At 46.9% G+C, this 23,270-nt stretch carries 24 protein-coding genes; 7 read left to right on the top strand and 17 right to left on the bottom strand.

All coding sequences use genetic code 11. The annotated features are described in order from the left end of the window. Positions 1-56 precede the first annotated feature (56 nt). The 5 genes from E4665_RS12480 to E4665_RS12460 form a co-directional block, all read right to left on the bottom strand. Entirely contained in the window at positions 57-1,031 is a 975-nt protein-coding gene (locus tag E4665_RS12480; protein WP_135349128.1) for a beta propeller repeat protein, read from the bottom strand. Positions 1,032-1,285: 254 nt separating this feature from the next. Further along, positions 1,286-1,744 carry an IS200/IS605 family transposase gene (tnpA, locus tag E4665_RS12475; RefSeq protein WP_135349127.1) on the bottom strand — a complete coding sequence of 153 codons (459 nt, stop codon included), beginning with the start codon at positions 1,742-1,744 and terminating at the stop codon, positions 1,286-1,288. A gap of 181 nt (positions 1,745-1,925) precedes the next feature. Then, positions 1,926-2,177 (bottom strand): hypothetical protein, encoded by a 252-nt coding sequence (locus tag E4665_RS12470; RefSeq protein ID WP_135349126.1) that lies wholly within the window; start codon positions 2,175-2,177, stop codon positions 1,926-1,928. Positions 2,178-2,180: 3 nt separating this feature from the next. Then, the gene (locus E4665_RS12465; protein WP_135349125.1) at positions 2,181-2,975 is read right to left on the bottom strand and encodes a TIGR00266 family protein; all 795 of its coding nucleotides are present in this window, start codon (positions 2,973-2,975) and stop codon (positions 2,181-2,183) included. Positions 2,976-3,060: 85 nt separating this feature from the next. Further along, the gene (locus tag E4665_RS12460) at positions 3,061-3,843 is read right to left on the bottom strand and encodes a class I SAM-dependent methyltransferase (protein ID WP_135349124.1); all 783 of its coding nucleotides are present in this window, start codon (positions 3,841-3,843) and stop codon (positions 3,061-3,063) included. Positions 3,844-4,055: 212 nt separating this feature from the next. Between E4665_RS12460 and E4665_RS12455 the strand changes: the two genes are divergently transcribed. Further along, positions 4,056-4,643 (top strand): manganese efflux pump MntP, encoded by a 588-nt coding sequence (locus E4665_RS12455; RefSeq protein ID WP_135349123.1) that lies wholly within the window; start codon positions 4,056-4,058, stop codon positions 4,641-4,643. A gap of 594 nt (positions 4,644-5,237) precedes the next feature. On the opposite strand, the gene budA is transcribed toward E4665_RS12455, so the two are convergent. Both budA and alsS read right to left on the bottom strand, forming a co-directional pair. Next, a complete protein-coding gene (budA, locus tag E4665_RS12450; RefSeq protein WP_135349122.1) occupies positions 5,238-5,969 on the bottom strand; it encodes an acetolactate decarboxylase in 732 nt (243 codons plus the stop codon). 154 nt (positions 5,970-6,123) lie between these two features. Continuing rightward, positions 6,124-7,815, bottom strand: a complete 1,692-nt coding sequence (gene alsS / locus E4665_RS12445; protein ID WP_135349121.1) for an acetolactate synthase AlsS — start codon at positions 7,813-7,815, stop codon at positions 6,124-6,126. Between the two features lie 277 nt (positions 7,816-8,092). Here alsS and alsR point away from each other — a divergent pair, with 277 nt between their 5' ends. Continuing rightward, a complete protein-coding gene (gene alsR / locus E4665_RS12440) occupies positions 8,093-8,983 on the top strand; it encodes an acetoin biosynthesis transcriptional regulator AlsR (RefSeq protein ID WP_135349120.1) in 891 nt (296 codons plus the stop codon). A 3-nt stretch (positions 8,984-8,986) separates the two neighbouring features. Here the strand turns inward: alsR and E4665_RS12435 are convergent, their stop codons facing one another. Beyond that, positions 8,987-10,099, bottom strand: coding sequence for an AI-2E family transporter (locus E4665_RS12435; protein WP_135349188.1), 1,113 nt, complete (start codon positions 10,097-10,099; stop codon positions 8,987-8,989). Between the two features lie 226 nt (positions 10,100-10,325). Between E4665_RS12435 and cls the strand changes: the two genes are divergently transcribed. Further along, positions 10,326-11,774, top strand: a complete 1,449-nt coding sequence (gene cls, locus E4665_RS12430; RefSeq protein WP_135349119.1) for a cardiolipin synthase — start codon at positions 10,326-10,328, stop codon at positions 11,772-11,774. 48 nt (positions 11,775-11,822) lie between these two features. Here the strand turns inward: cls and E4665_RS12425 are convergent, their stop codons facing one another. After that, complete coding sequence (locus E4665_RS12425) at positions 11,823-12,272, bottom strand: acyl-CoA thioesterase (RefSeq protein ID WP_135349118.1); 450 nt, start codon at positions 12,270-12,272, stop codon at positions 11,823-11,825. Positions 12,273-12,386: 114 nt separating this feature from the next. Continuing rightward, a complete protein-coding gene (locus E4665_RS12420; protein WP_241654845.1) occupies positions 12,387-13,100 on the bottom strand; it encodes a helix-turn-helix transcriptional regulator in 714 nt (237 codons plus the stop codon). 323 nt (positions 13,101-13,423) lie between these two features. Here E4665_RS12420 and larD point away from each other — a divergent pair, with 323 nt between their 5' ends. Further along, entirely contained in the window at positions 13,424-14,134 is a 711-nt protein-coding gene (gene larD, locus E4665_RS12415) for a D/L-lactic acid transporter LarD (RefSeq protein ID WP_135349117.1), read from the top strand. Between the two features lie 24 nt (positions 14,135-14,158). On the opposite strand, the gene E4665_RS12410 is transcribed toward larD, so the two are convergent. The 3 genes from E4665_RS12410 to E4665_RS12400 all read right to left on the bottom strand — a co-directional run bounded on the left by E4665_RS12410 (position 14,159) and on the right by E4665_RS12400 (position 16,034). Next, the gene (locus E4665_RS12410; RefSeq protein WP_135349116.1) at positions 14,159-14,416 is read right to left on the bottom strand and encodes a hypothetical protein; all 258 of its coding nucleotides are present in this window, start codon (positions 14,414-14,416) and stop codon (positions 14,159-14,161) included. Positions 14,417-14,520: 104 nt separating this feature from the next. Then, positions 14,521-15,180 carry a VTT domain-containing protein gene (locus tag E4665_RS12405; protein WP_135349115.1) on the bottom strand — a complete coding sequence of 220 codons (660 nt, stop codon included), beginning with the start codon at positions 15,178-15,180 and terminating at the stop codon, positions 14,521-14,523. A 581-nt stretch (positions 15,181-15,761) separates the two neighbouring features. Beyond that, positions 15,762-16,034, bottom strand: coding sequence for a glutaredoxin family protein (locus tag E4665_RS12400; RefSeq protein WP_135349114.1), 273 nt, complete (start codon positions 16,032-16,034; stop codon positions 15,762-15,764). A 166-nt stretch (positions 16,035-16,200) separates the two neighbouring features. Here E4665_RS12400 and E4665_RS12395 point away from each other — a divergent pair, with 166 nt between their 5' ends. The 3 genes from E4665_RS12395 to E4665_RS12385 all read left to right on the top strand — a co-directional run bounded on the left by E4665_RS12395 (position 16,201) and on the right by E4665_RS12385 (position 17,569). Further along, on the top strand, positions 16,201-16,626 hold the full coding sequence (locus E4665_RS12395) for a CBS domain-containing protein (RefSeq protein WP_135349113.1): 426 nt from the start codon (positions 16,201-16,203) through the stop codon (positions 16,624-16,626). A gap of 120 nt (positions 16,627-16,746) precedes the next feature. Next, on the top strand, positions 16,747-16,863 hold the full coding sequence (locus E4665_RS12390; protein ID WP_135349112.1) for a YjcZ family sporulation protein: 117 nt from the start codon (positions 16,747-16,749) through the stop codon (positions 16,861-16,863). Between the two features lie 205 nt (positions 16,864-17,068). Continuing rightward, on the top strand, positions 17,069-17,569 hold the full coding sequence (locus E4665_RS12385; protein WP_135349111.1) for a hypothetical protein: 501 nt from the start codon (positions 17,069-17,071) through the stop codon (positions 17,567-17,569). Between the two features lie 217 nt (positions 17,570-17,786). Here E4665_RS12385 and E4665_RS12380 read toward each other — a convergent pair whose 3' ends face one another. The 4 genes from E4665_RS12380 to E4665_RS12365 form a co-directional block, all read right to left on the bottom strand. Next, positions 17,787-19,208: a C69 family dipeptidase gene (locus tag E4665_RS12380; RefSeq protein ID WP_135349110.1), complete on the bottom strand. Its 1,422-nt coding sequence runs from the start codon at positions 19,206-19,208 to the stop codon at positions 17,787-17,789. Positions 19,209-19,308: 100 nt separating this feature from the next. Beyond that, positions 19,309-21,732, bottom strand: coding sequence for a Xaa-Pro dipeptidyl-peptidase (locus tag E4665_RS12375; RefSeq protein WP_135349109.1), 2,424 nt, complete (start codon positions 21,730-21,732; stop codon positions 19,309-19,311). A 636-nt stretch (positions 21,733-22,368) separates the two neighbouring features. Further along, positions 22,369-22,704 (bottom strand): type II toxin-antitoxin system PemK/MazF family toxin, encoded by a 336-nt coding sequence (locus E4665_RS12370; RefSeq protein WP_135349108.1) that lies wholly within the window; start codon positions 22,702-22,704, stop codon positions 22,369-22,371. Further along, positions 22,704-22,985 (bottom strand): AbrB/MazE/SpoVT family DNA-binding domain-containing protein, encoded by a 282-nt coding sequence (locus E4665_RS12365; protein WP_174845489.1) that lies wholly within the window; start codon positions 22,983-22,985, stop codon positions 22,704-22,706. The genes E4665_RS12370 and E4665_RS12365 overlap by 1 nt, the downstream gene beginning before the upstream one ends. Positions 22,986-23,270: the final 285 nt, after the last annotated feature.

The following is a 23,270-nucleotide window of genomic DNA, read 5'->3' as shown; positions in this document are numbered from 1 at the left end:
CACCGATCCCCTCGCCATTTTTACCAGTTTAACATAAGAACCGCACTTTTTCCCTGTTATTTTGCCCCGGACAGGCCGCGCCCGTTTTGTGCGAGAATGATCCAATTCTCGCCGCTGTTACGGGTCAGATAGACGTCCCCGCTTTCTGTCAGGACAGCAGCCTCCCCTGCATGCTTCAGGCTCTGGGAGATCTGGACCAGGCGATCGCCTTCGACCGTCCCCATCTCAAGATTAATCGTTTTTTGATGCGCGGGCAAAATCGTGTAGAGCGCTGTGTCACTCCCATACGTTCCGGCTAAAAGTGACAGATTCGGACCACTCCCAAAAGAAACAGAGCTGACCGCTTGGTCATTAAGATAACCTTGAAAATGCGCGCCGCCATCCTGTGTCACAAACAGTCCCTTTGTTGTCGCAATCGCAAAGACATTCGCTTTCTCCGGGTATACCGCAAGCATGAGGACGTTTCCCTTCACAGCCTTTAGAGTTGACGTGCTCCAATTTTTTCCACCGTCAACCGAGTAGTTCAGCATGAGATTTCCGCCATCCGTGCTCACATGATAAAACGCATGCGCTGAAGCATCCGCTCCCCAGATACCCCCGATCCATTTTTTCGAAAGGGAGATTGAGCGGATCAGCTTCCCATTATCATTCTTTTCCTCAGCCGTTCCGTTGCCCTCAAATTGGAGATAGCCGTTTTTCACCGGTACAATCTGGGTGCCGGCAGGTATTTGGGCCGCCATTTCTTTCTTCCAGCTTCCACCACGATAGGAGACGATTCCCGATTCTGAAGCAATCCATAGTCTGTCACCCGTTTCAGTAAAACCACTGCCCAGCACTTTTCCGAACCGGACAGCTGCCTGATTCCTGTCACCGGCCGAATGCACGGAATAAATCAGCCAGACGGCAAGGCCTGCCAAGATGAGTATAAAACCGATTTTAGCGGCAAGCAGCCAGAAAACCAGCTGAAAACTTTTCTTGTCCGATCCGTTGCCGTGGTTTTCTTTCTTTAATTTATCTTCCTGATTTTCCATCGTTGAATACAACTCCGCTTCTGAATGATCCTGCTCCATTGCTTCTATTTTAACTGTTCCTTGAGAAGATTAAAAATCAAAGCTACTCGAACACTCCTATGAACCATAATCAAAACCGCCCTTCAAAAGGGTGGTTTGCTCTAAGGCTATAAGCCTTTATTACCGGCCAGCGTCTCAAGGCGCCGGCCTTCACTTTGTTCAGGCCCTATTGCCTTTGCCTCTTTTGCTGACCCATAAATGGGTGTTTGTACTGCTCAGCGACCTCTAAAGGGGTCCTCATATTCCCGAACGCTTAATTTATCCAGTGCGATATCGTGTTTCTCTTGATCCTGAATATACTTCCGAATCGTTGCTTCATTGAGTCGCACAGTACTGACGTAGTATCCTTCGGCCCAAAAATGTCGATTCCCGAATTTGTACTTCAAGTTTGCATGCTTGTCAAACATCATCAAAGCACTTTTACCTTTGAGATAGCCCATGAAACTGGACACACTCATCTTGGGTGGTATGCTTAAAAGCAGGTGAATATGATCGGGCATCATGTGTCCCTCAAGGATTTCGACACCTTTGTATCGGCAAAGGTGTCGGATGATCTCCTGAATACTTGCCCGATATTGATTGTAGATGATTTTTCGTCTATACTTCGGTGTGAATACGATATGGTATTTGCACAACCACTTTGTATGGGCTAAACTGTTTGTTTGATTAGCCATTCTGCTCTTCCCTTCTTTTAGCAATATAGCCTGAACACCTATATTCTAGCGAAGGGAAGAGCTTTTTGTATAACGGTCTTGGTACTCCCCCCGCATAGCGGGGGGTTTTATGTTTCGCACGCTACGCGTACTCAACGGACTAAAGTCCATGAAAGAAAAACTGGGCAAAAAACGCCCAGTCCTAAAAACCCGTGATACGCATTGTTTTGCCTTCTTCCGGCGACGCTTCGGTTGCTCGCTTGCCGCGGGCGATCCGTGAGCCTCCTCGTTCGGTTCCCTCACTGTGGGGTCTCACTTGGCTCGCTGTCCCGCAGGAGTCTCGCACCTCCGCGTCTGAGTCCGAATGTATATTCAGCAGATTGAGTCCATCGATCATTCTATACTTTCTTATCTTTTGAAAAAAGGCCGGTATGCACCGGCCAGTCTGTTCCAATATTTATCTCCCGTCAAACAAATCGAAAAGTCCTCCGGTGATACTGCCTTCATCCTGACGTCTGCCGACTGGATTCCCCGGCATCGCACTAAAGACACGGCTCGCAAGACGGCTGAACGGCAGAGACTGCACAAGCACTTTTCCAGGACCGCGCAGAGTGGCGAAGAAGAGCCCTTCGCCGCCGAACAGAGCCGTTTTAATACCCTTTACAAATTCAATATCGTAATCCACGCTGCTTGTCATGGCGACAAGACAGCCGGTATCAATCCTTAAGGTTTCACCGGCCGTCAGTTCCAATTCTTTAATCATACCGCCAGCATGGACAAAGGCGAGTCCGTCGCCCTCGAGCTTCTGCATGATGAACCCTTCACCCCCGAAAAAACCGGTGCCGAGCTTTTTCTGGAATTCAATGCCGATCGAGACCCCTTTCGCCGCACACAAAAAAGCGTCTTTCTGGCAGATCATCCGACCGCCAAGCACACTCAGATCAAGAGGAATAATCTTGCCAGGATATGGAGCTGCAAATGAAACATGCTTTTTCCCTGAAGCCTGATTGGTAAAAGCAGTCATAAACAAACTTTCGCCTGTCAGCAGTCTTTTTCCGGCGCCAAACAGTTTGCCCATCAGGCCACCACTCTCGCCGCTTCCGTCCCCGAAAATCGTTTCCATGCCAATGCCGTCATCCATCATCATGAAGCTGCCGGCTTCGGCGACGATCGTCTCTCCGGGATCAAGCTCCACTTCGACGAACTGCATTTCCTGACCTTCAATTTTGTAATCAATGTCATGATTATTCATGCGGAATATCCTCCTGTGGGGCAGTTTACTACTTATACCCTCATTATACTTGAAAAAGGGGTTCGGCGAATATATAGGGGAAAAGTCACTTTTTAAAGGCAATGATGTAGTAATCTGTGACCGGCTCTTCAAAGATCCCGGCTGCATCAACCGATTGGAGAGTGTCATGGAGCTCACGCTCGAATTGCAGCGACCGGCCCGCAAGCTGAGCTTTATTGCAGGTTGACGTCGAGTAGAGATAACCGATGATTGATTGAATATCCCGCTTTCTGACCGAATGAATCTTACCCGTTGTCATACTCTGGAACGACGACTGTCTGATCAGCACTTCGTGCGGTGCCCCGAAATTTCCGTCAGCGGAGTGCCCGAAGTAACGGTCGATCACACGTTGAACTGCTTTCTGCCAGGGCAGTGACCGGTCACCCAGCATATGTCCCTGTCCGACCAAAGCAATCGCTCCGCCCTCGACGAGACGATCGTAGCAGAGCTGCAGCACCTTCTCACGATCCATCCAGTGGAAAGCATCCCCCGACGTGATCAGCCGGAAAGTTCCAAGGGAGGGATCAAGATTCTCCGAAGCCATTCTGACCCACTTCATTTTTTTCGCATTCAGAAGCTCCGTCTGGCTTTGCGCCGACTGAAGCATATCCGAACTGATATCGATGCCGACCGCTTCCTCAAAGTAATTGGCCATTGGAAAGGTCAGTTTGCCTGTCCCGCACCCGAGATCGAGCAGCCTCCCCTTCCCGTCAAGCCCGCAAATTTCGGCAATCGTTTTAATTAATTCGCTGCTGTACTGTCCTCTGTACTTTAAATAATAATAAGCCGTGCCGTCAAACCGTTCACGAAAATGAAGAAGATCTTTCACTTAATCACCCATTTTCTTCAGAGTAAGCCAAAGTGCAGGGCCTCTCTCACGCTTCGGTTCATTCCTTGTTTCGATGGACGGGGCGTTTGTTCCTACGGCAGAGACCGTGCCGTCCATGAACCACTTCCCCATTTTAACATACAATACCTTTCAGCCGGGTCTTTCAAAGCCATTAACTCATCATATACTTCAAACAGGAAGGATGAAACAAGATGCATTGGCTCATTATTTTACTGATCGGATGCGCTTCAAGCATTGACAACTTTGCCGTCGGCCTGACCTACGGAACTCATGAAAAGCAGATCACGCGCGCAGCTAATATTTTTATCGCCCTGATCGCGCTCGTCGTTTCTTATATCGCTCTGATGACCGGACGGCTGATCGGTTATTCGATACCGCAGGCTTTTACAGGTTTATGCGGCGGCGCTCTGATTCTCCTGATCGGAATCTGGACATTATTTGAGACACTGAGGAATCGGAAACAGGCGTCAAAAACGATTCCCGACGCGGACACAGTTGATAAGGATCATAATAATCTGATTACCTTCCGTGAAGTTCTGTGGTTGAGCTTTGCTCTGTCATTTAACGCGATGGGGGCCGCTTTCGGGGCAGGAGTAAGTGGAATGGAACCGGTCTGGGTCGCCGTATTTGTGAGCCTGCTTTCCTATTTGTCCATCGCTGCCGGTCAGTGGCTCGGACTGAAAAGTCTCCGCACGCCCCTCGGCCATATTTCCGAATTTACAGCCTCTCTTCTGCTGATCGCCATCGGAATTTACACGATACTCTCGTCTTCTCTCTAATTCGTAAGAAAAGTTGGGCGAAAAAAGTCCAGCTTTTTTTGATTTAGATGAAATCGTCAACTAAGCTGTGATGCGTCAAAGATGAATTGCAAAATTTGTGATTTAGCGAAAAGATACAGCATTTTAGCTGTCGGCTGGTAAAATATCGAATCTGGCTGGTAAATTTGCGATCACGGCTGGTAAAGCCCCGAATCCGGCTGGTAAATTTGCGATCACGGCTGGTAAAGCCCCGAATCCGGCCGGTAAGCCATGTCATTAGCTGCGTTTGGGGCGGAATTTATCTTGATCTGCACAAATTTCAAACTCCCGGTCCATTTTATTCTTGATTCAATGTGAGTGATTAAAATTTGGGTGCAAATTTACTGCGATTCGGTGGGACTCCGTATTTTTGTCTCAAAAAAAAATAGTCCGGCGATGCCGGACACGTAGATGAGGGAATTGCTATACATTCATAATAGGGCTAGCGCCCCTTATTAAGGAGCAATATGGGAGTATTTTGACACCTTTTCTTTAGGTAAAAAACACAAAAAGAACTGCCCGTAAGCCGATCTTTGGCTTTAAGGCAGCTCCTTTTTTGCCACGTTTTTTTCAGTGTCAGCCCTCAGTAACTTTAATTTCCTTTTCGAGATCGCCACGCGACAGATCGGCTTTCAGAAAGGCATCTGTTTCAGGTGTATAAAGGCTTTGATGTGTTTTTTGGTCGATCTGCAATGTCCCGTGATCGAGGACATAGTCGAGCACATGTCCCCCGCCCGTACGGTCTTCATCAATAAAATGGAAATGGAAACCGGCAACCGCAATGCCCTGCGCGAATGCAGGCGTCCAGAAACCGACAATCGTTCCCTTTTTGTTTTCAAAATGGAAAACAGGCTGAGTTTTAACCGCTTCAGTCATCGGAATCGGCTTCTCCTGATAAGCGACCGTCCTTGTGCTGACTTCTTTGAACACTCCGTCGATCCTGTAGGCATAGAAGAGATTGTCGCTTGGAACCAGTTTGTGCAATTCTTTCTCAAAAGACGCCTTATCAAGCGGCTCATGAAACGTCTTTGTAATCTGAGGCTGGAAGTAAGTCAGCGAGCAAAATGGTGTCAGATCCTCGCTTGTCAGAGGCGTGGCTGTTCCATCACTGCACAGCTGATAAAACTGATTATCGAATCCAATCATTTCTCCATCGAGATGATCAAAGGTGCCGATACCAAAATCACCATGCTCCTTAATCTGATCAAAATTCATCGCGCCGTCATACACACCCGCCAGAAGCGAGGTCATCGTCGAGAGCTGAAAGACCGCTCCTGTATCCTTACCCTTATTTGCATCAAATGCCATCTTAAAAAGATCTCCTTCCTATAAGTAAAAACCTCTTACTGCGGAGCAGCGGTTTATTTAATAGCTTGCTGTTTCCAAAACCGATCCAGTTCCTGTCTGTACTTGCTTCATTTCGGTTCAGTTGCCGTATTTCCATTCTTTTTATTATTATCGGTCAGTTCAACTGGTTCGGGATCAGGCTCTTGCCTAGTTCAATGTTATCGCTGTAATCAACCGGCACATCGACAATCACCGGGCCGTCCTTGACGGCCATTGCTTCACGCAAAACTGCTTCCAGTTCATCCGGATGATTGACGCGTAAACCCTTTGCTCCGAAGGCTTCCGCATATTTTACGATATCAATTTTGCCAAAATCGACACCGGATGTGCGGTTATATTTCATCTTCTGCTGAAAGGCGACCATGTCATAGGATCCGTCTCTCCATACGATGTGAACAATCGGCAGTTTGAGGCGAACAGCAGTTTCAAGCTCCATCGCCGAGAACAGGAAACCGCCGTCACCGGACATGGATACGGTTTTCGCATGGTTGTGGACGAGACTGGCAGCCATTGCCCATGGAAGAGCAACACCCAGCGTCTGCATGCCGTTGCTGAAAAGCAATGTCTTCGGCTCATAAGAGCGGAAGTGACGTGCCATCCAAATGTAGTGTGAGCCAACGTCGCAGGTTACCGTAGTATCGTCACTGAGCAAATGACGCAGAGTATGGATCAGACTGAGCGGATGAACCAGATTCCCCTTGGTTTCCTTCGGCGGCTCATCGCGTGAATCGAGTCTCTTTCTCATTTTATCAAGAAAATCAAGGTTATCCGGTGTAATATTCAGACCCGCCAGCTTTTCTTTGATTTTGCCTACAGTCGCCTCAATATCACCAACCAGCTCAATCGACGGCTGATAATATTGGTCGATATCCGCGCGCACTTCGTCCAGATGGATGATCTTGCGATTGCCCGCATTATTCCAGAACTTCGGATCATATTCGACGGCGTCATATCCAATGGTTAGGATCACATCCGCCTTCTCAAGAAGAAGATCGCCCGGCTGATTCCGGAACAGGCCGATTCGGCCGAAGAAATGTTCCTCCATATCGCGCGGAATCAAACCGGCGGCCTGGAATGTTTCCACGACCGGGAATGAAATTTTTCTAAGCAGTGAGCGGACTGCGGAAACGACTGAGAAGCGATTGGCGCGCATGCCGGCCAGAATGACCGGCATCTTCGCGTTCCGCAAAGCTTCGACCGCTTCATCGACAGCCGCTTCCGACGCAGTGCCGAGTTTCGGGCTTTCAAGAGGCCCAAGTGCGCTGACTGAAGTCTTCGAAACCAGCACATCCTGCGGAAAGCTGACAATCGCCGCACCGGCCTGGGTGGATTCCGCAGCACGGAAGGCATTCGTCACGACTTCTGCGACGTTTTTCGGGTCAACGACTTCAGCGCTGAATTTTGTGATCGGCTGAAAAAGCGCCGCGTTATCCATTGACTGATGGGTACGTTTGAGCCTGTCGGCACGCGGTACCGCGCCTGCAAGCGCGACAATCGGATCATTTTCAACATTAGCGGTGACCATTCCGGTTGCAAGATTTGAAGCGCCGGGGCCCGATGTCACCAGAACAACACCCGGTTTACATGTAATTCTTCCGACAGCAGCGGCCATGAACGCCGCATTCTGTTCATGCCGGCAGACAATCAGTTCCGGACCGCGGTCTTTAAGAACATCATAGATTGCGTCGATTTTCGCGCCAGGGATTCCGAAGATGTACTTTACACCCTGCTTGATCAGACAGTCAACAACGAGTTCCGCACCGGTCGAGAGCACTTTTTCTTCAGATTCCTTCTCAATACGACTCATTTTTTTCACTCCTTTTGGAATTATCAATAAAAGCAGGACTGGATTTTGAGCGGCCTAACCGCCGAAAAACCTGCTCCGGACAAGCATTTTCGACTTCGGGCAGCGCATCCAGATGCTCATGTCATTCAGTTCTGTTGTTATATTTATTTTACAGCAGAGATCTTTCAGTGTGAAATATATTATTGAACGTCATGTAATACACGATAAATATTAATTGAATTTGAAAACGGAAACAAATATAATTTAGTTTAGGTAAAATCAGGAGGAGAGAGACTGGATGGAACTTCGTCATTTGATCTATTTCATCACAGTAGCAGAAGAATTGCATTTTGGGCGAGCGGCCGAGCGTCTTCAGATGACCCAGCCGCCTCTAAGCAAACAGATTCAGCAACTCGAAGAGGAAATGGGCGTGATACTCTTCAAACGCAACAAGCGCCATGTCGAGCTGACGACAGCGGGAGAATTTTTTCTGACTGAAGCAAGACAGGTGATTGCTCAAATTGACCAGGCCGTCGAAACCGCCCAACGCGCCCAGCGCGGTGAATTCGGTCGCCTGGTCATCGGATTTGTCGGTTCGGCAACATATGATATTTTGCCCCAATTCATCAGAGAATACCGGCGGGTTTTTCCCAATGTTGCCGTCATCCTTCATGAAATGTCGACCCCGGCGCAAGTCAGCGCGCTGATCGGCGGCCGGATTGATGTCGGTCTGCTCCACCCTCCCGTCAGCAGTTCACTCATTGAGACGGTACCTGCAAAGCGGGGATTCGCAGCACTTTCACTTTCGAAAAACGATCCGCTGGCGCGTCAGGATAAAATCCGGATTGAGGATTTGCGGGACAAGCCGTTTATTGTCGTCTCTCGTGAAATATGGCCAGGCTTGTATGATGAATTTCTTTCGCTTTTTCAGAACGTTGACTTTACACCAAAAATCGTCCAGGAAGCGACCGAATACCAGATGGTGGTCGGGCTTGTCTCTGCAGGCATCGGTATCGGCGTCGTCCCCGCAACCGCCGAAAAGCTGTTCAATCTCGAAGTCGTCTACCGGGAGATCGAAGGCCATCCGCTCCATGCAGTGCTGTCCATGGCCCACTTAAAAAAGAACGGTAATCCGGCACTCAAACAATTCACGTCACTGACTCAGCGGATTCGTGATACAACAGAATAATCCCTAATCTTTAATCAGGCTGTCATCCTTGCTTTTCTTTCTCAGACGGATCAGGCGGATAACGTGCATGATGATCGTTTTGATCATCGCATAGGAAGGCACGGCAAGAATCATCCCAACCGGACCGATCCACTTTCCCGCCACTAGCAATAGAAAAATAATGGTCAGCGGATGTGTGTTCAGCCTTTTGCCCATGACCAGCGGCGAGATCAAATGGCCGTCGAGCTGCTGTACGATGACAATCACCGCCAGTACAAGCAGTGCTTTTGTCGGGGAATCCATGAGTGCGACGATGAGCGCAGGTACTGCGCCGATGATCGGCCCCATGTACGGGATAATATTGGTGACGCCGACGATCAGCCCGAGCAGCAGGCTGTAAGGAAGCCCGATGATCGCAAAACCCATACTCGATGTCACACCGACGAAAGTCGCCACAATAATCAGGCCGTGAATATAGGATGACAGCGTTGAGCTCAGATCCACCAGGATATGGTTCACTTCCGAGTGATACTGATGTGGAAAGAACCGTGTCACCGCTTCCGGAAGCTTGCTACCGTCCTTCAGCATGTAAAAAAGGATAAAGGGAACGGTGACAACGGTCAGCGTCACATTGACAATGACTCCGAAAAAGGTTGATACGCCCGAGCTTGCGTTACTGGTATAACTTTTCACCATATTTAGGAGTGTTTTCTGAATCTGATCGATGGAATAATAATTCTGGTGGAGCAGCCATTTAAAGCCGCGGCTGGACGCCAGCTGATCGAAGCTTCTCCGCCAGTTGCTGATATAGTCCGGCAGCTGCGCGAAGAGCGCCTTCACCTGATTGCCAAGCGGCGGTCCCACAGAAACGACAACAAGGACAATCAGACCGGCAAGCAGGATATAAATCAGTAAAATTCCGAGCACTTTCGGTATTCTGAACCTTTGCAGCACATCGACAAACGGACTGAGCAGAAAGAACAGAAAACCTGCCACAATAACCGGAAAAAAGAGGGTTGTAATCAAGGTGACAAAGGGAATAAAAATAAAAGATATTTTTGTCAGGATAAAAATGAGCAGCGCAAGTGCAAGAAATTCAATAGTCCAAAAAATGATGTTTGAATGCTTTTTCATCATGTCCTCCAGCCACGCCCTTTCCCGCGACAGACTTCCAAGTTTTTCAGTCCGCTTTCTATTATTATAACGTGCCATAGATTGACGAATCAAAGAAAACATCGGTTCCGATTTTTTACACTTATACATGTCTTAAACTTTGCAGCAAATGGCCGGCTGGTACGCTGATCTGTTTTAGAGGTATAATTTTAACAGCATGATCCGGTGCCTCTGAAAGGATGTGTACACCATGGGCATTACTTCGATATTACTGGCTTTCATTATTATTTCTAATATTTTTCTCGGAGCAACCGTTGTATTTCTTGAACGGAAAAGTGTCAGTTCAACCTGGGCATGGCTGATGATCCTTAATTTTTTGCCGATCATCGGCTTTATTTTATATCTTATTTTCGGTCAAAATCTTAGCCGCAGAAAAATCTTCAAGTGGGATCATAACGTCCACGAGCGCACGAAAGAACTGGTCGGCAAACAGATGCTGGAAATCGCTAATCAAGAGTCCCCTTTTTCTGAACCTATACTCAAAGAGTATCATGGACTTATTTATATGAATCTGAATAATGATGAAGCCCCGCTCACCCTGAACAACAGTCTCGACATATATACGGACGGAGAAGAAAAATTTCACCGGCTGCTTGAGGATATACGGGCGGCGAAGCACCACATTCATATTGAATACTATATTTTCCGGAGCGATTTTCTCGGACATGAGATCATTGACGCACTTGCAAAGAAAGCGGAAGAAGGGGTTGTCGTCCGGCTGCTTGTCGATGACGAAGGTTCCCGCCGGCTCTCAAAAAAACTCGTCCGGCTGCTGGTTCAGGCCGGCGGAAAATTTCAGACGTTCTTTCCTGGCCGCCTTCCGCTCCTTAATCTGCGGATCAATTACCGGAATCACCGCAAGCTTGTGGTGATTGACGGTGTCACGGGCTATGTCGGTGGATTTAATGTCGGCGACGAATACCTTGGCCTCAATGAAAGATTCGGGTACTGGCGCGACACCCACCTGCGCATCGTCGGCGAAGCGGTCAACAGTATCCAGTCTCGTTTCCTGCTGGACTGGAATCAGGCATCGGGCGAACAGGTGCCCTTTCATGACTATTATACGCTCGATCAGTCCGTCCATTATGGCGAAGTCGGCATTCAGATTGTCTCGAGTGGACCGGACAAGAAATGGGAGCAGATTAAAAACGCGTTTATCAAGATGATTCTGTCTGCCAAAAAACACGTATACATTCAGACCCCCTATCTGATTCCCGATGAAAGCCTGCTCAACGCGATTTCCATCGCGTCACTGTCACATGTTGATGTCCGGATCATGATTCCAAGTAAACCGGATCATCCGTTTGTTTACTGGGCTACATTTTCCAATATAGGGTTACTGCTTGAAGCTGGCGCGCGCGTCTACCTTTATCAGAACGGTTTCCTGCACGCGAAAACGGTGGTTGTCGATAAGCGTCTGGCTACCGTAGGGACATCAAACCTTGATTTTCGCAGCTTCGGCCTGAATTTTGAAGTCAATGCTTTCATTTATCATCAGCAGACAGCCAGACGACTCGCCGACATATTCAAGGAGGACATCAGGCTTTCAAAAGAACTGACCATGGAGGATTATGAAAAAAGGCCGCTGATGATTAAATTCAAGGAATCAATTTCCCGCCTGCTGTCCCCGGTTTTATGATAAAACAAGGCGGAGCATCCCTTAAGATGCTCCGCCTTGTTTTATTCTTCACCTTGCCGTTTCACCGACGCCCCGGATCTGGCGCAGCTCCGGCACATTTTCAGGGCCGTCCTGATGCTGTCTCAGAATGGCTTTGATTTCATCAGTGAGCGGTTCGACTTCTTTGGTTTTATAATTGTATCCAATCAGTGTCACCCGTCCACGCGCGTGCCAATTTCCGTGCTCATCGGCAATCGCGTGTTCCACGTCAAAACTCGAATGTGAGATCGTGCTGATCCATGTGTAGACAGTAATCATCTCATCGTAATTGATTTCATGAATATAGTCGCAGTGAGTGGACGCCACAATGACTTTCCAATCGCCGAGATCCATGCTGGGTGTAAACCAGCGGAAAATTTCGCGTTTTCCCTCTTCAAAATAAGTGTAATAAACCGCGTTGTTGACATGCCCCATGGCATCGCAGTCAACAAAACGGACCGGAAGTTTGGTCGTGATCATTTCAAAAAGCCCCCATTAATCAGTCAGAATATCGGAAATTCTCTTCTGGAGACTAGTTTATCACACACCGTCCCGGCCGTGTACCTGATGCCATTGAAAACTCGGGACATGCTGTTAGGATTGCAGTGCTGCGCGATATTCTGAAGGCGAAAGCCGCTCATATTTTTTAAACATCTTCGTAAATGAAGCATTGTATTCATAGCCGAGCTGATAAGAAATAGTCAGGACGCTCAACTTTGAATCGCGCAGAAGCTCCTTAGCCCGGTGGATCCGCAAAAAATGAATATATTCGAGCGGCGTCATCCGCGTCTTTCTCTTGAACCAGCCGCAGTAATAGGAAGGCGTATAATGTTCCATTTCAGCAAGTGCTTTGATATCAATTTTTTCAGCGTAATGCTTCCGTATGAAACGAAGCGACGGACTCTCCGGATTCGCCGCCATTTTCCTGAGCAAATAACTCAAAAGAAGTTCGGATTCTTCATGGTTATGCTGGATCACTTCGTGAATTAATAGATCCTTGACAGGCTGGAGAAGGGTGTCTATTTCAAGGACGAAGCCTTCTCTTTCATCCATAATGTCTTTTATATAAAGATCGGCAAAGCCTTCGGGCATTTCAATAACAAGGCTCTCGTTTGAACCTGAAGAGCAGACAGCATAAGCGTGATGGACGGGAAGCAGGCACATTTGCGAGCAGGTCACCATCTTCCTGCTGTCCGCCGTAATGACCCCAACATTCCCTTGAATGGGAATCAGCAATGTAACGTGCGTTTCATTCAGTCCGTTTTCTTCCTGACCCAGAGATGTTAAGGTAAAAAAAATGTTACGCACGGCGTTGGCTCCTCTATTGATATCGATTAGTCATACTTTCTTTTCGGGGTCCTTCGTCAAATTGGAAAACCCACAAGATGGAGTATAACAAAAAAATGAATTTGGCTGTGTGACGATGTTGTTACAGGATGCGATATGAAGCGCTATCATTCAGCAATTTACAACATTTGGGTCATTCAAATAATATAAGTCAAGAAGTATGCATTTTGAAAGCGTATTCTCTTAAAAACGGATAAAATTCATCGGTAAAATGGAAAAGACTCCCCCTCGCATTGCCGATATACTTTTTCTGTCAAAATAATATTCAGGGGGAAATTAGAGAAATGCACCAATTAGTCGCGGAATTCCTGGGAACGGCGCTTATGATCATTTTTGGTGTCGGCGTGCACTGCTGCGAGGTACTGAAAACATCCAAATACCAGGGGTCCGGTCATATTTTCGCTATAACGACCTGGGGGTTCGGCATCACGGTATCGCTCTTTATTTTTGGTAATGTGTGCATCAACCCTGCGATGGTCGTCGCACAGGCGATTTTAGGCAATATTCCATGGTCAAGTGTTATTCCTATGAGTGTCGCGGAAGTGCTCGGAGGCGTATTCGGAGCCATCGTTGTGTATATTGCCTATGCGGATCAGTTTAAAGCGTCTGTCGATATTGACAGAGTAAAAATCAGAAATATTTTTTCCACCAATCCGAATGTGCGCAATTTGCCGCGCAACTTCTTCGTCGAATTTATTGATACGTTTATTTTTATTCTCGCCATTCTTTCAATTTCTGCAGTTCACACACCGGGCATTGTTCCGATTGCGGTCGGCCTGCTTGTCTGGTGCATTGGTATGGGTATGGGCGGTCCGACAGGATTTGCGATGAACCTCGCCCGTGACATGGGGCCGCGAATCGCGCACGCGATTCTTCCTATTCCAGGAGGTAAAGCGGATAATGACTGGCAGTACGGAATCATCGTACCAGGCATCGCGCCTTTTATCGGCGCCGCCTGTGCCGCACTTTTCTTCAAGTGGTTTTTCGGCGCGTAAACTCTGGATTTTCTGAAAATCATATTAATTACAAAAGCCTGCAGAGTGTAAAATTCTGCAGGCTTTTATACTTAATTCAGCCATTTTTCTTTCGAGGATCAGGCAGCCGTCGCCTGATTGCTCATTGAACCATGCCAGAGGAATATTAATTATAGAGAAAGGCTTTGTTAAACTTTTTCTATTGTTTTTCGCTCCACTCGCTCGCTTTCCGCGGGCGATCCGGCAGGAGTCTCGCCCCTTCCGCTCCCAATCAACGGCAACATTGAATTTAAACATAGCCATAGAAAAGGCATCACAACCATAATCGCTGTGATGCCAGGCAAAATTTAATAAATAACATAATAAAATAAAGATCTCCAGTATTTACTCAGCGAAAACCTGAGGATTCAATCCGCATTTTTTTTGAAAAAGGTGTGATTGAACCAGACGATCAAAATGGGGATGACTGAAATAAAGATAATCAGCAACATAATTACAGAAAAATGATTTTGGATCACAGGAATCCGTCCGAAGAAAAAGCCTGCCAGTAATCCCACGAGTGTCCAGGCCGTGCCGCCCAATACGTTATACAGGAAGAAAAAAGGATAACGCATTCTGCTGCCGCCGGCAATGAACGGTATAAAAGTTCGGATAAAGGGTACAAACCGTCCGAGGAAAACCGCAAATCCGCCGTATTTATTAAAGAATGCCTCTGCCCTGCCCATTTTTTCTTTATTGATCAATTTGCTGAAAATCCGATGTTTCTCCAAGCTCTGGCCAATTTCGCGACCAATCCAGTAATTCACCGTGTCCCCCAGAACAGCCGCAATAACGATCAGAATAATCAGCAATAACAAGTTAATGCCCGAGCTATTGTGAGCCGCAATGGCCCCTGCCGCAAATAGCAGCGAATCACCAGGCAGAAACGGGCAAATGACCAGACCTGTTTCGATAAAAATCACGAGGAACAGAAGACCATAAGTCCAAGCGCCATATTGATTCACAATTTGAATCAGAAGCTTGTCAATATGGAGAAAAACATCAATGATCCAAGATAGAGTACTCATCCAATTGTCTCCTTCAGTTCTGTTGTCAGATACAAGAACAATAATAATCCTACCGAACTTTTTATGATTATGAAAGTCCGTTTATGTAAATCCTAATCCAAATTTTTATTGTACCTTCCCATTCTGAAAAAAAACTGAAAACAAATCAGAACTCAGACAGATTTATCGGAACTCAGAGAAATATATCAGAACTCACGCGATTTTATCGGAACTCAGCAAAATATATCGGAACTCAGGTGATTTTATCGGAACTTAGAAATCTCCGGCTTGATCTTCCGCTTGTGCCCATTCGTTTATCAGACAGAGAGCCACAGATCATTTTTTGACACGGCCATCAGCATCAGCGGGAAGTTAAATGACGCATCATCTGCTGAGACGACAAATTTTCCTACGTTGCAAAACAGGGACCGACAAAATTTCGCGGTCCCCGTATTCCTTACTTAACCTTTGGCTCTGTTTCAATTCAATAATGATTTTGCCACTCCGTTGATTCGAGCGGAAAGTGTGCGAGATTCTGCGGGATCAACGAACACCTGAAGCGGCAAACAACAGTGAAGTTTAGCAAAGCCTAACCATTAAATTCACGCGCCAATTGCCTGTTTCATGAAAGCTGTGATCGTCGGTTCCTGCGAGTCGCTTAAGACTGAGCCTGATTCTTTATCAATAAATGTAGGCACGGTCATGAACTGGTATTTCTTCTGCAATTCAGCGAAACGCGCTTCGTCGTCTTCACGCACAAAAAATTCAATCTGATCATTATATTTTCCCTGGAGCGCTTCGTTAAGGACAACTTTGGCGCGTTCACAGTATGGGCAAACGGTTTTTGTGATCATCAGCACTTTCTTTTCAGCCATTTCTTATCCCTCCCCGTTGATTCTTTCTTTATTTTAGCAGATCAGGCGAGAGGCTGTCCCGGATCGTGCTTTGAGTGTCAAAAGGCACTCCATAATATTCCTCCCTTTCGCTTTTATGATTTTCGCTGATCAGGGTAACTTAAAGGTCGAAAGGGGAGATCTTTCAATGGTTCAAACACTTAAGGAAGTCATGTCAAGTGACGTTGTATGCTGTTCGCCGGATCAGACACTCAAAGAAGCTGCAGAGCTCATGAGCAAGCATAATATTGGCTCAATTCCGGTTGTCGATAACGGCCGTCTGGAAGGAATCATCACCGACCGGGATATCACCTTGCGTTCGACTGCCAAGGGCAAAGATGACGACAAGGTGCGCGTCGATGAATGTATGACTAGTAACAGCATGATCTCAGGAACACCTGAGATGGACGTTCACGAGGCGGCACAACTGATGTCCGACCATCAGATTCGTCGTCTCCCGGTTGTGGACAACGGCCGGGTGGTCGGAATCGTCGCTTTGGGGGATCTGGCGACAGAAAACCGGTACAGCAATGAGGCAGAGGCCGCGCTTTCGGGAATTTCATCGTCACACTGATCTGAGTAAGAAGAAGGAGGGCTATGCCCTTCTTTTTTAATTCACATCACCGCACATACCTATACCACTTTCTCTGACCAAACATATAATGGATTATTCGAAGGTGGGGAGGTGTTCTGTATGGGAACTCCTTGTGATGGAGGAGCTGTCGGCGGCGCAGGTTACGGCAGCGGATTCGCTTTGATCGTTGTTCTGTTTATTCTCCTGATTATTGTGGGTACGGCTTTCTGTTACTGATCCGAGAGATTTGCGGCTGACCCGCATCACTATTATAATCGTGAAAAAAGGCATCCATGCTGGGTGTCTTTTCAACTTTTTCAGAAAATAAGAAGCAAGGCGGTATTCTATTATGAAATTTCACCTGCGTCGTCCCACTTAATTATTCCCAAGTCTGTTTCATTCGGGTAAAATGTAATTAAATCAATGATCGGAGTTGAAACGGGTGAACGACGACCTTTTAAAACAAATTGTTGACAAGCTCGATGGACTGGACGTACGTATGAGTCATTTTGATAACCGTTTGAACACCTTGGCGGAACAATTTGAAAGCCGTTCAAACGCTTTGGAGAAACAATTTGAAAACCGTCTAAATGGCTTGGAAAATCATTTTGAAAACCATTTAAATGCCCTGGAAAATCATTTTGAAAGCCGTTCAAGCGCTTTGGAAGATCATTTTGAAAACCATTTAAATGCCTTGGAAAGTCATTTTGAAAGCCGTTCAAACACTTTGGAAAATCGTATGGACAGGATGGAACTGCAGTTAACTGGATTCAGAGAGGAAACCAATAACAAATTAAGTACAATCACAGCACAGGTTGTCAGAAACTCTGAGCAACTGACCTTATTTTCTCAGGTTCAGGCCAAACAGGATAAAATTTTAGAAGCACTGGCCTTGCGATCGCTGGAACAGGAAGCAGACATCAGGTCCCTGAAAAGAGCTTAAAGAAACGCTGCAAATACCTTCATTCAAGCAAAATTAATCGCCCCTCGATTTTTTTAATGCTCAGCGTATCGCGTTGTTTCCCTCAAATAACGAAAATCCTACATCACTGACAATCTTTTGCATTTTACCCGTTTTTGTATTCATCCTGTAAAAAAAGACTGTTGGGACAATTTCTAAAATCGACCCAACAGCCCACACAGCGCGTATTTTTTATTGTTTACAGATTCTGGCCCTTGTCAAAAGTGAGTTGCATATGGTTGTTCGCATGCTTGACCAGGCTGTCAAACAAGGCATAAGTACGCTTTGTCACTTCAGCAGCTGTTGTTTCATTTTGTCTGGTCAGAAAATCTATGAGGTCACTGCCAGAAAGTTCCGCAGCTAATGAGTCTATGGCTGCAACCCGGCCGCAGGCATAGCTTTGCGCATCATCCTTAAAAGTATTGACTTCATTGATCACCTGGTGATAATGCGGCTCCGCTAGTGCGGCAATCGTTTTGTTCAGCCAATAGGCACTGTTCAGATCGACCGTGTTCGTCGTATTTTTATAATTTTCAGGAGTGTCGTTTACGTTCGCATAAAACGGTACCTGCGCGCTATAGAGGTTGACGCCGAAGGTCAGCCAGTGAATGGCCGCATACTCGGCCGGGACATCATTGCGAATCTGAAGAATATGGAATTCCTGATTTCGGTCGATGCCAATCGGACGAAATCGATGCTTCTCCTCTTCCGTCCCATTCCCGAACAAATCATAGGGCGTTCCCTGATAATGCGAGCTCAGAATATATTGGATATCTTCAATGCTTATTTTATGATCGGCTCGCTGAATGAACGGGATTTCATCGCTCATCGGATCCTGCTCCATTTCGGGATTGAGATATTTCTGCCCATACCAGGCACGCGGCGTGTTATAGTGCCGGTCCGCCTCGGTATGCGTCCCAAAAATGTTTCTGAAGTTAAACTCTGTTTTGCTCGGATTTAAATGATTCTTTTCAGCGAATTCCCGCAGATCGGTCGCCCACATGAATTCATCCGGCTTTGAAAAATCGATGTTCTGAATGCCTGTCTGGTTAGGCGCGATCGCATACGCATCATCGGGAATCCTTTGGGCCGCCCAGTGATGGCCGCCGACCGTCTCAAAATACCAGACCTCATCCGCGTCGGAGAAAGCGATGCCGTTGCTTTCAAAAGTCCCGTATTTTTCAATAATTTTACCGAGACGCTCCACGCCTTCACGTGCAGAATGGATGTAGGGCAGAACAACGGATTCCATGGCTTCTTCGCCAATGCCTTCTTTAACCAGAGGGTCAAGACCCAGCACATGAGGATTGGTGAACTCGGTTTCCGTCGCGCTCATCGCCACATTGGACGTATTGATCCCTGATTCGCCCCAGACACCCTCAGATTCATCAGCGCTTGGCGTGAAAGTATGGCGCAGCGGGTTGTCCGGCAAATCGATTGTGAATTCATTAACCTTTGAAACATACTTGCTCGGATGGTCTTCAGCCTTCACCGCTGTGAACCTCTTTGGATTAATCGCCCCGTGCGCGTCTTCATTACGGGCAATCATCGTTGAGCCGTCAAAGGAAGCATCCTTCCCTACGAGTACTGCGGTACAGCTTGTTTGATTTGTTTTTGACATTGTAAAAAACCTTCTTTAATCGAATTCCAGTTTTGTCGTTAAAAACCGGGTGGACTGTAAATTTTTTTATTCCCCTTAAAGGGATTATTACGGAAAAGGCTTATTTAAATGGTACCTCCAGATGACAGCCACCAAGGTCCAGCGAGTAGCGCAGATCTTGATTGCCGCGCACCGTCATCCCAAAATCGGTGGCGTAAACAACGAGTCCCAGCCGATGACCAGCCACTAACTTGTGGAACGTGGGCTGAAGTTCAATCATGACATCATAAAATTGTTCAGGCTTCAATTCGTTGACCTTCCAGGGATTTTCCCGGTTCTGCAAGTTGATATGGCCCTTCGTAATCATCTTGAATGGCGTCGCAAACTTGGCCAAAGTGAATTCGCGGAGACGATCTTCGCGCCAGCGGTAAGCCAGGTCCATTCCATGAATCGCGGATGGAGAGACATTAAAGCGTTTGGTTTCACCATAGTCGACCAGTTGGAAACTCAGCATCCCGAGTGGGCGGTTCACGGCCACCTTAACATGGACCCGCGCATGGCCGTCGATGATCCTGTCTTCGTCCAGCGGTCGGGATTGGAACAACAGCCGGTTTTCGGAAAGCTCACTCTTCTGATTGGTCAGGATATCGTGTTCCCACTGATCAATATGGGCCGCATAGCGTTCAAAGACATCTTCCGGAAGATTGTCTTTGAACGACATTATCTCATGACTGACCGGAGTCATAACCAGTTCTCCCGGTGTCAGGTTATAGGCCGTCCTGGGCAAATCCGGCTCGGACCAGTCCTGATAAGCCGTCCACGTTTCCGGGATCACATTGTCCTGGACAATCACGTTCGGTAAGATTTCCTCAGCTCCGTTTTCAATGCCGTAAAGTTCATGACTGATCCAGAGGTTGATCATGTCCGTGTAATCGATGGAACGGAAGGCATTGATGTAGATGTGTTGTCCCTGGTGCAGGATGATCTTTTTGGTGACCGGTACATCACGTAATCCCTCCCAAAGCTTCTCCACCTGACGCGGCTTGACGTTCCAGTCGTTCAGGCCGTGAATCATCAGTACATCGCATTTGATGTTTTTAATCGCTTTTCGGTAATTACGGGCATCCCAGAAGGTGTTGTAGTTTCCCGATTCACGATCCATGTCACGCGCCATTTGTTTCATTTGTCCAGCGAAAAAGTCATTGATGTGAAGCTGATAATCAGCGGCGGACTTCATCCGGCTCAGCGTTTCAATGGCCAGAACGTCGGCGTCTTCGCCGGGAAAACCGCCGGGAGCAATGGTCAGGCCGCCGTCACGGTAGTAATCATACCAAGATGAAATGGCCGCTTCAGAAATGATCGTCTTTAATCCTTCAACCCCAGTCGTGGCAGCGGCCGTAGCGAGAGTGCCGAGGTAGGAGCGTCCGGTCATGCCAACCGATCCATTACACCACCAGGCAGTGATGGCGATGTTGTCCGTCCTGTTAGTGAAGGCCCGCCGTTTGCCGTTCAGCCATTCAATGACGTCGACCGTTGCTTCAGTCTGCTGCGGATCGCCGCAGGTTTGAATCCCGTCAGAATCCAGGGTGCCAATGCCGGCAGAGTAGATGGCCGCAAATCCGCGCGCCAGGAAATAATCGTTTAAGGTATAGGAAAGCTCACGGCTGAACGTTTCGGTAGCTTGTTTCGTTTCCCCGGAAATCGGCCTGGGATCCGGCAGCACCGTTCCACCGTCATGCCAGGCAATGTCCTCGTAGTTCAGATCATTGGGCTGCTTTTCCGCGAGCGGCACATTAACGTTATGCGTCGCCTTCTCCCCAGCTTCATCGTTGATCCCCTGATTGTAGGGACTCGCTGTATAGAGGACGGGTACCTTTAACCCTTTTTCAGTATCCACCGGGCGGACAATCTCAACTTTGAGTAAATCACGTGTGCCGTCATGATCGGAATCAACGGACGACTCCACATAGACGACGTCGCGAATCAGTTTTGTTGTATCAAAAACAGCTTGGGCTTTGCCATTAAAAAATAGCGGCTTCTCACTGAACGGCAAATCGTAGAACGGGACAAAATAGCCCTGATTCGTCAGCTGATCAAGGAAGGTCTGACCGTCCTTCGTGTGGGTTGTCAGCAGCAGGTACCAGGCATCCAGTAACTGATCTTTGTCCCAGATACCCACGCCCGAAGTCACAGGTAACTGCATTCTCTTCGTTGCTGCCAGCGGATCATCAATCTCATAGTCAACATCAGCCAGGAAATTGAATAGCTGCAGGGCAACCAAATAAAAGACTTTCGGCGTAATAGGCTGACCGGTAACTAAGTAATCTCTTAGATCCATTTCGGGCGTCGCTAAGTAGTTTTTAAGTTTCATCTCAAATTCACTGTCTGTCCTGACTTTCAAAAAAGCCTTTCGTAACAGCAAACGGTATGTATCGGCAGCGGTTCTTGCGCTACGGACTTGGTCATCAATAAAATGAATCCGTTGTAACTCTTTGTTCACCGTCTCATGATCGACTGCCAGCCGCGCAAATTGATTATTTTTCATCTCTGAATCTCCCCATAGAGTAACTGAAGCCATTATAACACTTACTGGATATCATTCAGGCGGTTTCATGGCTGTACATTTCCAATTATAGCTAGCAGACCATGAACGATCGCCGTACTCGATTCAAAAAAGCCCGGAACCTTGATCATTCAAGACTCCCGGACTTTTTTAAACAATGCTTATAAAGGAAATGGTAATCAAGCTTAATTTGAAAAAATGACTATCCCTTTAACTCATGCAAATAGGATAAACTGTAGAATATATTATTTTTGAAAATCATTTTTTTGTATCTAAGGTCGATAATTTCTGGATTAGGGCAATTCTCCCACTTCACTAGGTTCAGCGGATTATATCGCCCCTCGCAAGAATATATCGACACTCAGTGGATTATATCGCCCTTCGCGAAAATATATCGACGCTCAGCCGATTATATCGCCCTTCGCGAAAATATATCGACACTCAGCCGATTTTATGCCCTTCACCGATAATCCTTGCGTACGGAATGATTCTTCCGTGCTTAGGGGCGATTCACTCTGAACTTAAGGCGGTGCGGAACTATTTCAACCGGCATTTCAACGACACAGACAATGATTGATGATTATGAGCTAACGGAATAATCATTTTTGAAAAGTTCCATTATGTATACAAGATTGTATGGATTAACGTGAGACAGGAATTCAACACGCTTTCGGGTGCTTTCTCTTTAAACTGAAAATTTCGAGCATGCCAGTCTAAGCTCTTGACCTGATCAGCTAGTATCGCTCCATGAATGTGTAAATCATCCGGCAAAATCACCTCGAATGGATAACCTTTGATGTGCGAAGTTATCGGACATACGATGGCAAAATGTGTTGCCTTATTAAAAGCTTCGGATGACAAGACAATAGCTGGGCGCTGTCCCGCCTGTTCATGTCCTTTCTGGGGAGTAAAATCCAGAAAAACGAGATCGCCACGATCCGGCAAATAAGGCATTACAGCAATTCATCCCCTTCTTGCCCCATGAAAACCTCATCATGACGATTGTCCGGAGTAATTTTGGAAAGGAGTTCATCAAGAGTTGGTGTTGCTTCTTTCTTTTTTAAAACAATATATTGATCCTTTACCTCCAACACCAGTTCAGTCCCTCTCTCGATACCTGTGCTTTCTGCGATGTTGCTCGGTATCCGAACAGCTAGGCTGTTTCCCCACTTTTGGACCTTGGTTGTCACATGAATGCCTCCATTCTGCTCATTTTTTTGATTCCAGTGCAACATGATTATATCACCTTCGCTTCCCATAGTATATACATAGTATATACAAAAGGCGGTTATTGGATGCGTAAAACTGTGGTAAAAAGAAACTTTTCGCACAACATGACAGTACCCTCAGACAAGGCGTTTGAATCTCTTTCTCATATGCCGGGCACACTAATTGTTACTGCTATTCATTAATGTCCAGAAAATGATGGCGGCTATTGTCCACAGTTTGACGAGGATACTGTCCGATGATCATAAAAAATAAGACCGTCTTAAAAAAGACAGTCAATCAACCAGATATTA

Source organism: Sporolactobacillus shoreae, from assembly GCF_004684935.1.
Lineage (GTDB): Bacteria > Bacillota > Bacilli > Bacillales > Sporolactobacillaceae > Sporolactobacillus > Sporolactobacillus shoreae.
Note: the sequence above shows the minus strand (reverse complement) of the source record. Positions and strands in the feature narration are given on the sequence as shown.